General features: G+C 65.8%; 13 protein-coding genes and 1 riboswitch. Of the genes, 9 read left to right on the top strand and 4 right to left on the bottom strand.

All coding sequences use genetic code 11. The features are described 5' to 3' along the window. Positions 1 to 107: 107 nt before the first annotated feature. The 4 genes from CL52_RS15585 to CL52_RS15570 all read left to right on the top strand — a co-directional run bounded on the left by CL52_RS15585 (position 108) and on the right by CL52_RS15570 (position 2077). Positions 108 to 290: a CPXCG motif-containing cysteine-rich protein gene (locus CL52_RS15585; RefSeq protein ID WP_041104140.1), complete on the top strand. Its 183-nt coding sequence runs from the start codon at positions 108 to 110 to the stop codon at positions 288 to 290. Beyond that, positions 290 to 550, top strand: coding sequence for a putative signal transducing protein (locus tag CL52_RS15580; RefSeq protein WP_041104143.1), 261 nt, complete (start codon positions 290 to 292; stop codon positions 548 to 550). The genes CL52_RS15585 and CL52_RS15580 overlap by 1 nt, the downstream gene beginning before the upstream one ends. A gap of 7 nt (positions 551 to 557) precedes the next feature. Beyond that, positions 558 to 1178, top strand: a complete 621-nt coding sequence (locus tag CL52_RS15575; protein WP_043221652.1) for an SOS response-associated peptidase — start codon at positions 558 to 560, stop codon at positions 1176 to 1178. A gap of 86 nt (positions 1179 to 1264) precedes the next feature. Continuing rightward, positions 1265 to 2077, top strand: coding sequence for a M48 family metallopeptidase (locus tag CL52_RS15570; protein ID WP_043221651.1), 813 nt, complete (start codon positions 1265 to 1267; stop codon positions 2075 to 2077). 15 nt (positions 2078 to 2092) lie between these two features. Here the strand turns inward: CL52_RS15570 and CL52_RS15565 are convergent, their stop codons facing one another. From CL52_RS15565 to CL52_RS15550, 4 genes are all read right to left on the bottom strand, one after another. Further along, positions 2093 to 2536, bottom strand: a complete 444-nt coding sequence (locus CL52_RS15565) for an ester cyclase (protein WP_041104148.1) — start codon at positions 2534 to 2536, stop codon at positions 2093 to 2095. Positions 2537 to 2618: 82 nt separating this feature from the next. After that, entirely contained in the window at positions 2619 to 3206 is a 588-nt protein-coding gene (locus CL52_RS15560; RefSeq protein ID WP_041104150.1) for a TMEM165/GDT1 family protein, read from the bottom strand. 16 nt (positions 3207 to 3222) lie between these two features. Further along, positions 3223 to 3405: riboswitch (yybP-ykoY riboswitch) on the bottom strand. Positions 3406 to 3469: 64 nt separating this feature from the next. Beyond that, positions 3470 to 4468: a methyltransferase gene (locus CL52_RS15555; RefSeq protein ID WP_043221650.1), complete on the bottom strand. Its 999-nt coding sequence runs from the start codon at positions 4466 to 4468 to the stop codon at positions 3470 to 3472. Positions 4469 to 4522: 54 nt separating this feature from the next. After that, on the bottom strand, positions 4523 to 5482 hold the full coding sequence (locus tag CL52_RS15550) for a 2-hydroxyacid dehydrogenase (protein WP_043221649.1): 960 nt from the start codon (positions 5480 to 5482) through the stop codon (positions 4523 to 4525). A gap of 70 nt (positions 5483 to 5552) precedes the next feature. Between CL52_RS15550 and CL52_RS15545 the strand changes: the two genes are divergently transcribed. The 5 genes from CL52_RS15545 (at position 5553) to CL52_RS15525 (ending at position 13383) form a co-directional block, all read left to right on the top strand. Beyond that, on the top strand, positions 5553 to 6182 hold the full coding sequence (locus tag CL52_RS15545; RefSeq protein WP_041104155.1) for a LysE family translocator: 630 nt from the start codon (positions 5553 to 5555) through the stop codon (positions 6180 to 6182). Between the two features lie 94 nt (positions 6183 to 6276). Further along, complete coding sequence (locus CL52_RS15540) at positions 6277 to 7959, top strand: fatty acid--CoA ligase (protein WP_043221648.1); 1683 nt, start codon at positions 6277 to 6279, stop codon at positions 7957 to 7959. A 147-nt stretch (positions 7960 to 8106) separates the two neighbouring features. Continuing rightward, positions 8107 to 8751 (top strand): MBL fold metallo-hydrolase, encoded by a 645-nt coding sequence (locus CL52_RS15535; protein ID WP_043221647.1) that lies wholly within the window; start codon positions 8107 to 8109, stop codon positions 8749 to 8751. Between the two features lie 114 nt (positions 8752 to 8865). Continuing rightward, complete coding sequence (locus tag CL52_RS15530; protein ID WP_043221646.1) at positions 8866 to 9522, top strand: YiaD family glycine zipper/OmpA-like lipoprotein; 657 nt, start codon at positions 8866 to 8868, stop codon at positions 9520 to 9522. Between the two features lie 153 nt (positions 9523 to 9675). Next, on the top strand, positions 9676 to 13383 hold the full coding sequence (locus CL52_RS15525) for a CHASE domain-containing protein (protein ID WP_043221645.1): 3708 nt from the start codon (positions 9676 to 9678) through the stop codon (positions 13381 to 13383).

The following is a 13383-nucleotide window of genomic DNA, read 5'->3' as shown; positions in this document are numbered from 1 at the left end:
GCGGCAGCCGCACGGGAACCGCGGTCAGCGGCCCAGGTCTTTCGGTCACCCGGAGCGCCGGGCGAAATCAGGCGGCGATTATAACGATAAGTTACGCGGAGGCGCCGATGCTGGAAGTGCAGAATTATCAGTGTCCCTATTGCTGGGAAACGGTCGAGGCGGTGCTCGATCTCAGTGGCGGTGATCAGCAGTACGACGAGGATTGTCCGGTGTGCTGCCGCCCGGTGGTCTTCCTGCTGGAAACCGACGGTACCCGCTGGCAGCTCAGCGTGCGTAGAGAGGACGATTGATGCAGCGAATCTACGAGCCCTGCGACCTGCTCGAGGCGCAGGTGCTGATCGGCATGCTGGAGGCCGAAGGAATCGGCGCGTACATTGCCGGCGGCCATCTGCTCGGTGCGATGGGCGAGCTGCCTGCGCTCGGGCTGCTCGGCCTGCTGGTCGAGGATGACCAGGCGGAGCGGGCACGTCAGCTGATCGCCGCGTACAATGGCGCCGAACCGCTGCCCGGCGACGAACCGGAAAGCTATCCCGGTGAACTGATCTGTTGAGTCGTGTATGTGTGGCCGCTTCGCCCTGTTCCGTTGGAATGCGGAATTCTCTGCAATCCCCGGTTTTCCTGCTGACCAGCAGCCACACTGGAATCTTGCGCCGGGCGCGCAGGTGCTGCTGTTGCGCAGCGCGGCAGGCGGGCTGCGACTCGACCGGGTGCGCTGGGGGCTGACGCCGGCCTGGCTGACCGACTTCACCCGCACGCCGGCGCAGGCACGCTCGGAAACGCTCGCCGAGCAGCCGATGTTCCGCGAGGCCTATCAGCAGCGCCGCGGCTTGCTGCCGGCCAATGGCTTCTACGAATGGCGCGGACGCGTGCGCAAGCGGCCGTACTGGATGACCACCGAAGACTCGCTGATCTACTTCGCGGCGCTCTGGGAGCGTTACCCGGTTCAGGGCCAGGAGTACCTGAGCGCGGCCGTGGTCACCTTGCCGGCTGCCGATCAGCGCAGGCCGCTGTTGCTGTCGGGGGCAGCCTGTGCCGAATGGATCGACCCGCAGACACCCGAGCAGCGCCTGCGTGAGCTGCTGAATAGCCCGCAGCCACCCTTGCGCGAGCGACCGCTGGCGACCTTCGTCAACGACCCGGCGCTCGATGCGCCCCAATGCCTGACGCCAGCCAACTGAGTGGCCTGCCGCGGCACGGGTGCGCAGCGGTTGTCTGCTCGCCGGGCTGGCTCTAGGATACGGGCGGATCTTCCGGAGTACCGCCCATGCCCAAGCGCAACATTCTATCCGTGCTGGTCGCCGCCTCGCTGATGGCCGGCTGCCAGGCTGTCAACACGACCAGCGGCGGGGCCGTAGGCGTCGAGCGCAAGCAATACATGTTCAGCATGCTCTCCACCGAGCAGGTCAACCAGATGTACGCGCAGTCCTATCAGGAAACGCTGAGCGAGGCGGCGAGCAAGGGCGCGCTGGAGAAGAACAGTGCCATCAGCAAGCGCATCAACGCCATTGCCCAGCGCCTGATCGCCCAGGTCGGCGTGTTCCGACCCGATGCGGCTCAATGGGACTGGGATGTAAACGTGATCGACAGCGAAGAGTTGAATGCCAACTGCGGGCCCGGCGGCAAGATCATCTTCTACACCGGCCTGGTGGAAAAGCTGAACCTGACCGACGACGAGATCGCTGCGGTCATGGGGCATGAAATCGCGCATGCCTTGCGCGAGCATGGCCGTGAGGCGATGTCCAAGGCGTACGGCGTGCAGATGGCCACTCAGCTGGGCTCGGCCTTTGGAGTCGACGCGGGCAGCCTGCAACTGGCGAACATGGGTGTTGAATACCTGATGACGCTGCCCAACAGCCGCTCCAACGAAAACGAGGCGGACCTCATCGGGCTGGAACTGGCGGCACGTGCCGGTTACAACCCCAAGGCTGCCATCAGTCTGTGGCAGAAGATGGCGTCCGCCGGTGGCTCGGCCCCGCCGGAGTTCATGAGCACCCACCCCTCCTCGAGCAGCCGTATCGAGGCGCTGCGCAATACCGTGCCGAAGGTGATGCCCCTTTACGAGCAGGCCCGCCGCTGAGGCGGGACGTTTTGCCTAGAGTGTGGAAAGGCCGTCGCCGAGCGCGCTGTGCAACCCCAGTTGCAGGCGCGCGTTCTCCAGGTCGAGCAGGGTACTGACGTCCTCGATTTCCCCGGCGGAATTGAACGTCCATAGCGAAATCGCCGCGACGGCCAAGATCTTGTCGTTGGCCGGGCAGCCCAGCAACGGGCGGGTGAGGGTGCCCATCACCGTGCAGGTGGTGACGACCCGATGGCCTTCGCACAGGCATTCATCGACCACCACTTCCAGATCGGGAACGGCGTTGCGCACGTCGCGCACCAGTTCAGCGAAGCCGGCCGCGTTGAGCGGTTGCCCGCCTACCGAGCTCTTGTAGCTGAAATAGCGGCTCTGCAGTTGCTCGGAAAGAGCCAGGCGGCCTTTGTTCCAGCTCAGATCGATATGGGTACAGACTCGTTTCTTGCGTCCATCCGCCGACATGCAGCCTGATCTCCTCGAACGCTGGTAGGCACTGCGATCAGCACTCTACCAGCTGGCTTCGTCGGCGGATTTGCGCTGGGTATCAGCTTGAAACGATACCGCTCATGCTGACCGCCTCGTACGCTGCATAGATCGCCAGCACGGCGAACGCGGCCGCTGCGATCCGGCGAATCAGCGTCAGGGGCAGGCGGTCGGCGGCGAAGTGGCTGGCCAGCACCACCGGGACGTTGGCGATCAGCATGCCAAGGGTCGTGCCGATCACGACGAGGACCAGTTGCGGATACTGGGCTGCCAGCATCACGGTGGCGACCTGAGTCTTGTCGCCCATCTCGGCGATGAAGAACGCGATCAGCGTGGCGAGGAAAGGCCCGTAGGCGCGGCCGAGCCGGGCGTCATCGTCATCGAGCCGGTCGGGAATAAGCGTCCAGACGGCGACAAGGGCAAAGCTCAGGGCGAGAATCCAGCGCAGCATCACGGGCGACAGCAGATCGGAGACGATGTTGCCGAGCAGGCCGGCAGCGGCATGGTTGGCCAGGGTGGCGACGACGATGCCCCAGATGATCGGCCAGGGGCGGCGATAGCGGGCGGCCAGGAGCAGGGCGAGGAGCTGGGTCTTGTCGCCAATTTCCGCCAGGGCAACGATGAAAGTAGGGACTGCGAGGGCTTCCAAACGGCATTCCTTGAGGGCGGGTCGAGATGATCACCATGGCACGCACCGCCTGCCCGCCCGGGTCAGGAGTACATGCCATGGGTCTTGTCAGACAGCGCCGCAGATGCGGTTCGGTCGCATACGCCATGGTCTGTGGACCAAGTGTGTTGACGCATGCCAGGCGTGCGCTTGCGCGCGCCTGAGACTACTCCCCCAGAGGACGGCGGCGAGTTTGCCGAACTGCTCGCCGTCGCGCAACCCTTGGTCGGAAAGCGGCCCTCCGCTCAGCCCTTGCGAGCCTGGTAGATGCGGAAACCATCGGCTTCGGCCAAGGTGTGGCAGGCGCCTAAACTGGCTTCGATCAGCGGCCGATAGCGCAGGAAGGCGTTGGCCACCAGACGGATTTCGCCGCCCGCGCGCAGGTGTTCGCCGGCTTTCGCCAGCAGCGCTTCGCTGGCCGCATAACTGGTGTGTACACCCTGGTGGAAGGGCGGGTTGCTGACGATCGCGTCCAGCTGCCGGGGCGCGGCATCGATGCCGTCACCGGCCAGCACTTCGCCTTGCAAACCGTTTGCGGCGAGGGTCAGCTCGCTGCTGCGGACGGCGAAGGCGTCGACATCCAGCAGCACCAGTTCGCTCGCGGGATAGCGGCGCTTCAACACCGCACCGAGAACGCCGGCGCCACAGCCGAAGTCCAGTACGCGGCCTGGCGGCAGGTCGTCCAGATGTTCCAGCAGCAGCGCACTGCCACGGTCCAGGCGGCCATGGCTGAACACCCCCGGAAGGCTGACCACCTCGAGCGGCCCGTCGGCGAGTTCGAGCCGGTAGTGCCGGGCCAGCCGGGCCAACTCCGGCGCAGCCGGCGCCTGGCTGACTTCGACTTGCCAGAGCTGACAATGCCGTGCGTTGTCCAGTTTTCGCGGCCGGCCGAAGGCCGCCAGCTGTTTGCCGGCGCGCTCGATGCCGCCGCGCTTCTCGCCGACGATGTAGAGCGGCCGACCGTGCAGCCGGGCTGCGAGTGCCTGCAGCAGATAATCGGCCAGCTCACGCGACTTGGGGAGAAACAGCACGGCTCCGGCCAGATCCTCGTCCGGGGCCTCGGTGCCGAAGTGGCAGCGCCCGTGGAATCGCGCCTCCAGGCGTTGCCAGTCGCCGGCGTGCCAGGTCCAGCCGCGGGCATCGACCAACCGGCCCAGCAGGTCGTCGGCGGGCAGGCCAACCAGCAGCAGTTGGCCGGTGAACAGCTCGGCCTGGCGCAGCAGAACTTCGCTTCGAGGGTCCATGATGCCTCCCTGAAAAGCCGCGCAGCTTACCAGCCCGGATCGCTGTGCCGACAGTCAGCCGACCTGGCGCAGCGGCGTGCCAGCAAAGAAAGCCGCGGCGTTTTCGGCCATCTGCTCGACAATGCGCTGTCGCGCTTCGCGGCTGCCCCAGGCGCTGTGCGGCGTCACGATCAGGCGCGGTATGTCGGTGGCCAGCAGCGGATTGTTGTCCTGCGGTGGTTCGCTGGTCAGCACGTCGGTGGCCGCGCCACCGAGGTGGCCTGTGCGCAGCGCGTCAGCCAGGGCCTGTTCGTTGACCAGGCCGCCGCGCGCCGCGTTGATCAGAAAGGCCCCCGGTTTCATCATGCGCAGCTCGCGCTCGCCGATCAGATCGCGCGTCTGTTCGGTGAGCGGACAATGCAGTGTCAGGGCATCGACCTGCGGCAACAATTCGTCGAGGCCGAGCCGCTCGGGCCGGGTGGGGCGCCCCGGCAGATTGCCGACCAGGACCTGCATGCCGAACGCCTCGGCCAGGCGCGCCACCGCGCTGCCCAGCTCGCCATGGCCGAGCAGCCCGAGCTTCTTGCCGGCGAGCTCGACGATCGGGTAGTCCAACAGGCAGAACTGGCCGCTCTGCTGCCAGCGGCCCTGGGCGACCGCCGCCTGATAATTCGGAAGGCGGGTTGCCAGCGCCAGCAGCAGCGCCAGCGTATGCTGCGCGACCGTCGGCGTGCCGTACGCCTGGCAATTGCACACGGTTATGCCCAGTCGACGGGCGGCAGCCAGGTCGATGTTGTTGACGCCCGTGGCGGCGACCAGAATCAGCTTCAGGTCAGGGCAGGCGGAAAGCGTCTCGTCGCTCAGCGCGACCTTGTTGACGATGGCCACCTGGGCGCCGCGCAGTCGCTCGACGATGTCCTGTGCTGGGGTCTGCTCGTAACAGTCGAAGGTCTCGAAGGCATCGCGCAGGGCGGAGAAATCCAGGTCGCCCTGGTCGAGCGGGGCGAGGTCGAGAAAGACGGCGCGTTTTGACATCAACTGTACCTTTTCGGATCGGGCGGGGCGGATCGACAATGCCCCGAGCAGGTTTCTAGCGGAGGTGATCGTGTATTGGATGGAATTTCTGACAGTCGCTCTGGTGCATCTGCTGGCCGTCGCCAGCCCCGGGCCGGATTTTGCGGTGGTGGTGCGCGAGAGCGTCACCCAGGGCCAGCGAGCCGGGCTGTGGACCGCGCTTGGCGTGGGCAGCGGCATCTTCGTGCACATCGCCTATTCGCTGCTGGGCATCGGCCTGATCGTCTCGCAGTCGATCCTGCTGTTCAACCTCTTCAAGTGGCTGGCTGCCGGCTACCTGGTCTATCTGGGCTGGAAGGCGCTGCGCGCCAGGCCGCAACTCGAGGCGGCGACGCTGACGGCGGGCCCGGTACCGACGCGGCGCGCGCGTCAGGCGTTCACCGTGGGCTTTGTCACCAACGGTCTGAACCCGAAAGCCACGCTGTTCTTCCTGTCGTTATTCACCGTGGTTATCAGCCACGATACTCCGCTGGCAGTGCAAGCCGGTTACGGGCTATATCTGGCCTGCGCCACGACGCTCTGGTTCTGCCTGGTGGCCTGGCTGTTCAGCCGGGACCGCGTGCGAGCAGGCTTCGCACGCATGGGGCACTGGTTCGACCGTGTGACCGGTGCCGTACTGATCGCGCTCGGCGCACGCCTGGCGCTGAGCGAGATCGGCTAGCACGCAGACGCATCCGGAAATAATCCGCCGGTTTGCCCTGGCGCGGCCCGTTCTAGAGTGGCGTTACAACTCCAACAAGAAACAGGAAGCCGTCATGTTGCAGACCCGCGTGATCAAGCCCGCCGCCAATGCCTATCCGTATCCTCTGCTGATCAAGCGCCTGCTGTTGTCCGGGCTGCGCTATGAGCGAACCCGTGAAATCGTCTACCGCGACCAGCTGCGCTTCGACTACCGCACGCTGAACCAGCGCATCGCGCGCCTGGCCAATGTGCTCACGGCGGCCGGCGTCAAGGCGGGGGATACGGTGGCAGTGATGGACTGGGACAGTCATCGCTACCTGGAATGCATGTTCGCCATTCCGATGATCGGTGCGGTGGTGCACACCATCAACGTGCGCCTGTCGCCCGAGCAGATCCTCTACACGATGAACCATGCCGAGGATCGTTTCGTCCTGGTCAACCGCGATTTCGCGGCCCTCTACCAGGGGATCGCCGGGCAACTGACCACGGTGGAGAAGACCCTGCTGATCAGCGACGGTGAGGCCGGCGAGGCGCAATTGCCGGACTGCATCGGCGAGTACGAGAGCCTGCTTGCTGCAGCGTCGCCCGAATACGACTTCCCCGACTTCGACGAGGACTCGGTCGCCACGACGTTCTACACCACCGGTACCACCGGCAATCCCAAGGGCGTGTACTTCACCCATCGTCAGCTGGTGCTGCACACCCTGGCCACCGCGGTCACCGTCGGCTGCCGCGAGAATCCGCGGCTGATGGGCTCGGGCGACGTCTACATGCCGATTACGCCGATGTTTCACGTGCATGCCTGGGGCTTGCCATACGTGGCCACCATGCTTGGCCTCAAACAGGTCTACCCGGGGCGTTACGACCCCGAGTTGCTGATCGACCTGTGGCGCCGCGAAGGCGTGACCTTCTCGCATTGCGTGCCGACCATCGTGCAGATGCTGCTCAACGCCAAGGCCGCGCAGGGCGCCGATTTTGCCGGCTGGAAGATCACCATTGGCGGCAGTGCGCTCACCCGTGGCCTCTACGACCTGGCCAAGGCGCGCGGGATGGAGCTGATCGCCGCGTATGGCATGTCCGAAACCTGCCCGCTGATTTCCGGCGCGCACATAAACGACGAGCTGCTTGCTGCCGATGAAGAGGCGCGCGTCCAGTTTCGCCTCAAGGCCGGCGTCCCGGTCGTGCTGGTGGACGCGGCGATTCAGGCACCCGATGGCAGCTTCCTGCCAGCCGATGGCCAGTCGCAGGGCGAGCTGGTGCTGCGCGCGCCCTGGCTGACGCAGGGCTATTTCAACGAGCCGGAAAAGAGCGAGGAGCTCTGGGCCGGTGGCTGGCTGCATACCGGCGATGTGGCGACGCTCGACGAGATGAGCAACATCGACATCCGTGACCGCATCAAGGATGTGATCAAGACCGGTGGCGAGTGGATTTCCTCGCTCGCCCTTGAAGGGCTGATCAGCCGGCACCCTGCCGTGCGCGAGGTCGCGGTGGTCGGCGTGCCGGATGAGCGCTGGGGCGAGCGGCCGTTCGCACTGCTCGTGCTGGGCGCCGGCGAGCAGCTCGATGCGCGTGGGCTGCAGCAGTTTCTCGAGCCCGCAGTAGCCGAAGGTCTGATCAACAAGTGGGCCGTACCCCAGCAGATCGCCGCGGTCGCGGAAATTCCCAAGACCAGCGTCGGCAAGCTCGACAAGAAGCGCATCCGCAGCGACATCGCCGCCTGGACGAAGGCGGGCTCGGCCCAGGTGTCGTCTCTGTAGCGCGTCACGGCAGGCATCGGGCTGACCTGGCCGGTGGCTCGTCGGCGCGCGCGGGCGCCGACCTGCTGCAGGCGGCGAGCTGGCTATTGAAACCAGCTTCGGCCGCCGCCATTTTCATCGGCAATTCCGCTCGCTTCAGGATCCGCCATGCACACCGCCACAGCCGCGCTCATCCGCGAAACCTTCCCCGTCGGCCCGTTGCAGTGCAACTGCACGATCATCGGCGATCCGCTGACCGGCAAGGCCCTGGTCGTCGATCCGGGCGGCGACCCGGAGCGGATCATGGCGCGGCTGGAGGCGCTCGGGCTGCGGCTGGTCAGCATCATCCATACCCATGCGCATCTGGACCATTTTCTGGCGTCCGGACAGATGAAGGAACGAACCGGTGCCACGCTGCATCTGCACAAGGACGACCAGTTCCTCTGGGACAACCTCGAGCTGCAATGCCGCATGTTCGGCGTGCCCTACACGCCGGTGCCGGCACCGGATCGCTGGCTGTCCGACGACGAGGAGCTGGCCTGCGGCTGCGGGGTGGCGTTGCACACGCCCGGGCATACGCCGGGGTCGATGAGCTTCTGGTTCGCCGATGCCAAGCTGCTGATCGCCGGTGACACCCTGTTTCGCCGCGGTATAGGCCGGACCGACCTGTGGGGTGGCGATTATTCGACCATCGAGCGTTCCATCCGCCAGCGGCTTTATCGCCTCGACGAAGACGCCACCGTAGTGACCGGGCATGGTCCCGACACCTGCCTGGGCGAGGAAATGCGCGAAAACCCCTTCGTCCGGGCCTGAAAGGGCCGAAGCGTGGTACACCGCGCGGCCACCTGCGGTAGCGGGTGGTAAGCTCTGGGCCTGGCCGGTGCGTTGTGTGCCCGGTCTGACCATCGAAGGACATAGGAACGCGTTATGAAGACCCTGAGCAAGTTTTCCGCCATGGCAGTAGGCATCGCGCTGCTGGCCGGCTGCACCACCAACCCTTATACCGGCGAGCGCGAGGCGGGCAAGGCGGGCGTCTACGGCGGGATTGGTGCCGTCACCGGCGCGGTCATCGGTGCAGCCACCTCGAGCAAGAAAGACCGCACCAAGGGCGCGCTCATCGGGGCGGCGGTCGGTGGCGCCGCCGCCGGTGGCTACGGTTATTACGTCGACACCCAGGAAGCCAAGCTGCGGCAGACGCTGCAGGGCACCGGCGTTCAGGTGCAGCGCAACGGTGACAACCTGACGCTGATCATGCCCGGTAACATCACCTTCGCCAGCAATTCGGCGGACATCTCCAGTTCCTTCTACCCGACCCTCAATTCGCTGGTGCAAGTGTTCAAGGAGTTCAACAAGAACGGCGTCGAGATCGTCGGTCATACCGACAGCACCGGCTCGATGCAGCTGAACCAGGATCTGTCCAATCGTCGCGCGCAGAGCGTGGCGGCCTACCTCACCGCCAATGGTGTTGCAGCGTCGCGTATCTCGGCATTCGGTGTTGGGCCGAACCAACCGATCGCCAGCAACGACACCGCCGCGGGGCGCGCGCAGAACCGCCGCGTGGAGATCAATCTCCGTCCGCTCTGAGCGTTTTGACCTGGCGAGGCCAGGGCAGGCCTCGCCGGTGACGTGAAACAGGCGTCAAATACCCTTCAGGCTGCGCTTTTTCTATGGAACCTCTCCGCACGCTTCGACTCTCAAACGGTTGAAGCACGCCAGTAGTGGCGCAGAGGAGGTCGAATGGAAGATCGTCCCGCTTTCCATTCCCGCAAGCCTTGGCTGCCGCTGCTCGTCACGCTGGCGCTCATGGCGGGGCTGGGTGGCTGGATCGGCTGGCAATGGCATGCCCAGGAAAGCCGAACCCGGATCGAGCAGGAGCAGCGTTTCACGTTCGCGGTCGACGACATCGAGCAGACGCTGCGTGCGCGCATGCGCGCTTACGAGATGGTGCTGCGCGGCATGGCGGGGCTCTATGCCGGCAGCGCCGAGCTGAATGCCGAGGAATGGGGGCGAGCCTCCGACCAGCTGCAACTGCAGGACTTCTATCCCGGTATCCAGGCCGTGGCATTGGCCCGCTACGCCACCCGCGAGACGATCGTCCCGCTGGTCGAATCGATCCGAGCTGGCGGGCGCCCCCTGTTTCGCATCTATCCGCAAGGCCTGCGCGACGAGTACCTGTTCGTTGAGCACATCCACCCGACCGACTGGCGCAATCGGCGGGTGATGGGCTTTGACATGTTCAGCGAGGCGACCCGGCGCGAAGCGATCGTCGCCGCACGCGACAGCGGCAACCCGGTGCTGACCGGCCCCCTGCGTCTGAAGCAGGAAACCGAGCAGGATGTGCAGAGCGGCGTGCTGCTGTACTTCCCCCTGTACCGGCCGAACTCGCCGATCACTACCGTGGAAGAACGCCGCCGCGCCTTCTTCGGCACAATGCATGGCGCCTTTCGCCTGACCGACCTGATGGAAGGCATCCTCGGTTCGCGTAGCGACAGCCTGCTGCTGCAGTTGTTCGATGCCGGCAACCCAGAGGTGCCGCTGCTGGCCGGGCGTGGTGGCATCGACCCGAACGCGCGCTTTCAGCGCACGCGCAACATCTACATGTACGGCCGCAGCTGGCAGTTGAAGGTCGCCAGTACGCGGCAATACGAGGCCGCCGCGCAGCGCAGCTCGCTCGGCTTCAACCTGCTGCCGACGCTGGCCGCGGCCATGCTGTTTTCCCTGCTGGTCGGCGGCTATCTCTATCTTCGCGAGCGGGCCTTGCGCCAGAGCGAGGCCGCAAGCCTGCTCGCCCGCGAGCGGGAGGCGCGTTTTCGCCAGCTGATCGAACAACTGCCGGTAGCCACGCTGCTGTGCAACGCCAGCGGGCGAATCGAGCTGGCCAACCAGAGTGCGGCGAACCTCTTGGGCAGCAGCACGTCGCTGCTCGCCGGCGAGCGTGCCAGCCGCTACCTGCCGGAGCTGACGAGCAGCGACTCGGTGTCGCTGCGGGTGACGGCGACCCAGCAGGAAACCCAGGCAATTCGCGAGGACGGCAACCCGATTCCGGTGGCGCTCAGCCAGACCAGCTTCAAACAGGACGACGCCCTGTTCTATGTGGTCAACCTCGTCGATCTGCAGGCGCGCAAGCGCGACGAGGAGCGCTTTCGCAATGTCGTCGAAGCCTCGCCGAATGCCTTCGTGCTGGTCGACAGCCACGGCATCATCGTCATGGTCAATCGCCAGACCGAGCTGCTGTTTGGCTACAACCGCCAGGAGCTGCTCGGCCAGGCCCTGGAAATCCTCCTGCCCGAAGCCACCCGCGAGGCGCATCGAGGGCTGCGCCAGGCCTTCAGCGAACATCCGGAGCCGCGGCGCATGGGTAGCAACCGCGAGCTGTTCGGCCGTCATCGCGATGGCAGCCTGTTGCCGGTGGAGATCGGTCTGTCGCCGCTGCGCAGCGGCGACGAAGTCCTGGTGCAGGCGGTGATCATCGACATCAGCCATCGCAAGGCGGCCGAGCGGCGGCTGCGCGACCAGGCCGACCAGCTGGCGGTGGCCAACCGTTACAAGTCCGAATTTCTCGCCAACATGTCGCATGAGCTGCGCACACCGCTCAACAGCATCCTCATTCTCAGCGATCAGCTGCGGCAGAACGCTCAGGGCAACCTCAGCGAAAAGCAGGTGCGCCACGCCGATATCATGCATCGCGCCGGCCACGACCTGCTGCAGATGATCAATGACGTGCTCGACCTGGCCCGTATCGAATCCGGCCATATGCAGCTCAGTCTCGAGCCGGTCGACCTGCGGCAATTGCTCGACGAGGCGCAGGCGGCGCTCGGGCCGATGGCGGCACAGAAGGGCTTGACCCTGACCACGACGCTCGAGCCTGGCGCACCGATCAGCCTGGACAGCGACCGGATCCGTCTGCAGCAGATCCTGCGCAACCTGCTCACCAATGCGCTGAAGTTCACCGAACGCGGGCGCGTCGAGGTGAAGATTCGCTGCAAGGAAGGCGCCGCTGCGCACGAATGTGCGGTGCTGCAGATCGTCGTATGCGACACCGGGATCGGCATTCCTGCCGAGGAGCAGGAACGGATCTTCCAGGCGTTCCAGCAGATCGACGGCTCGATCAGCCGCCAGTACGGCGGCACCGGGCTGGGGCTGGCCATCACGCGGCAACTGGTCGAGGTGCTGGGCGGCCGCATCTGGGTCGAGAGCGAACCGGGCAAGGGCTCGTGCTTCAGCGTCGAGTTCGGGCTGCCGCGCCATACGCCCAGCGCCCCCCGCCCGGAGCGCGCCCCGCTGATCTCCCGGCAGGAGGGCGCGGCGCCCGGCGTGTTGATCATCGAGGACGATGCCGACTTCGCCTCGGTGGTGGCCGAGGTCGCGCACACCCATGGCTTCGCCCCGCTGGTGTGCGCGGACGGCGAGCAGGGCATCGAAGCCTTGCGTCATGGGCGTTTCGCCGCGGTGATCCTCGACATCCTGCTGCCGGACGTCAGTGGCTGGGAAATCTACCGTCAGCTGCGCAACGATGAGCGTCATCAGCGTATGCCGGTGGTGATCATTTCCTGCGTGCCTCAGCCGGGCGAGTGGCACGACGACCACGGGCGCTATCTGATGAAGCCGGTTTCACAGGCCTCGCTCGAGCGGCTGTTCATCGAACTCGGCCGGCGTGAAAGCAATCCGCTGCGCCTGCTGCTGGTCGAGGCCGATCCGCGCCGGCGTGCGCAGCTACGTGATTATCTCGAGCGGCTCGGCTACAGCGTCAGCGTTACCGGCACCAGCGAGGCGGCGAGGCTGGCCTTCGCCGAACGCGCCTACGGCGTACTGGTCGTCGACTATGAACTCCCCGATGCACAGGGAAGCGATCTGCTCGATGCGCTCGATCGGCTACGGCCATTGAAGGAGGTAAGGGTGGTGGTACTGAGTGAGACGGCTCCCGATGCGGCGCAGCTTTCCCGGCTGCAGCGCTATCCCGTGACGCTTTTATCGCGCGCGGACGAACTGCAGGCGTTGGGCGAAGCCCTGAACGTGCACGGACATTCACAGTTCATGCCGGCCGAACGCAGCGTCGCGTTGGGACAGCGCGTGCTGCTGGTCGACGAGGACGTGCGCCTGCTGTACTCGCTGACCGGGGACCTGGATACGCTCGGCCTGCAGGTGGAGGCGGTCACCGGTCCCGGCGAGGCGCTGCAGCGCTTCGATGACGGCGCCTTCGATCTGGTCATGATCGACATGAGTCGGGCCGAGAGCGAAGCTGCCGAACTGCCGCGCCGGCTGAAAGAGGAGCACGCCTGCCAGGTCCCGGTGATTGCGCTGCTGGCGCAGCCCGACGAGGCCGCGCGTGCCCTGGCCGGCGGAGCTGATGCCTGGCTGGCCAAGCCGGTCACCCATGAGGCGCTGCTGTCGGTGTTGGAGCAGAGCCTCGGGCTGCGGAGACCGGGTATCGATGAGGAGGAGTAA

This window comes from Stutzerimonas balearica DSM 6083, from assembly GCF_000818015.1.
Lineage (GTDB): Bacteria > Pseudomonadota > Gammaproteobacteria > Pseudomonadales > Pseudomonadaceae > Stutzerimonas > Stutzerimonas balearica.
Note: the sequence above shows the minus strand (reverse complement) of the source record. Positions and strands in the feature narration are given on the sequence as shown.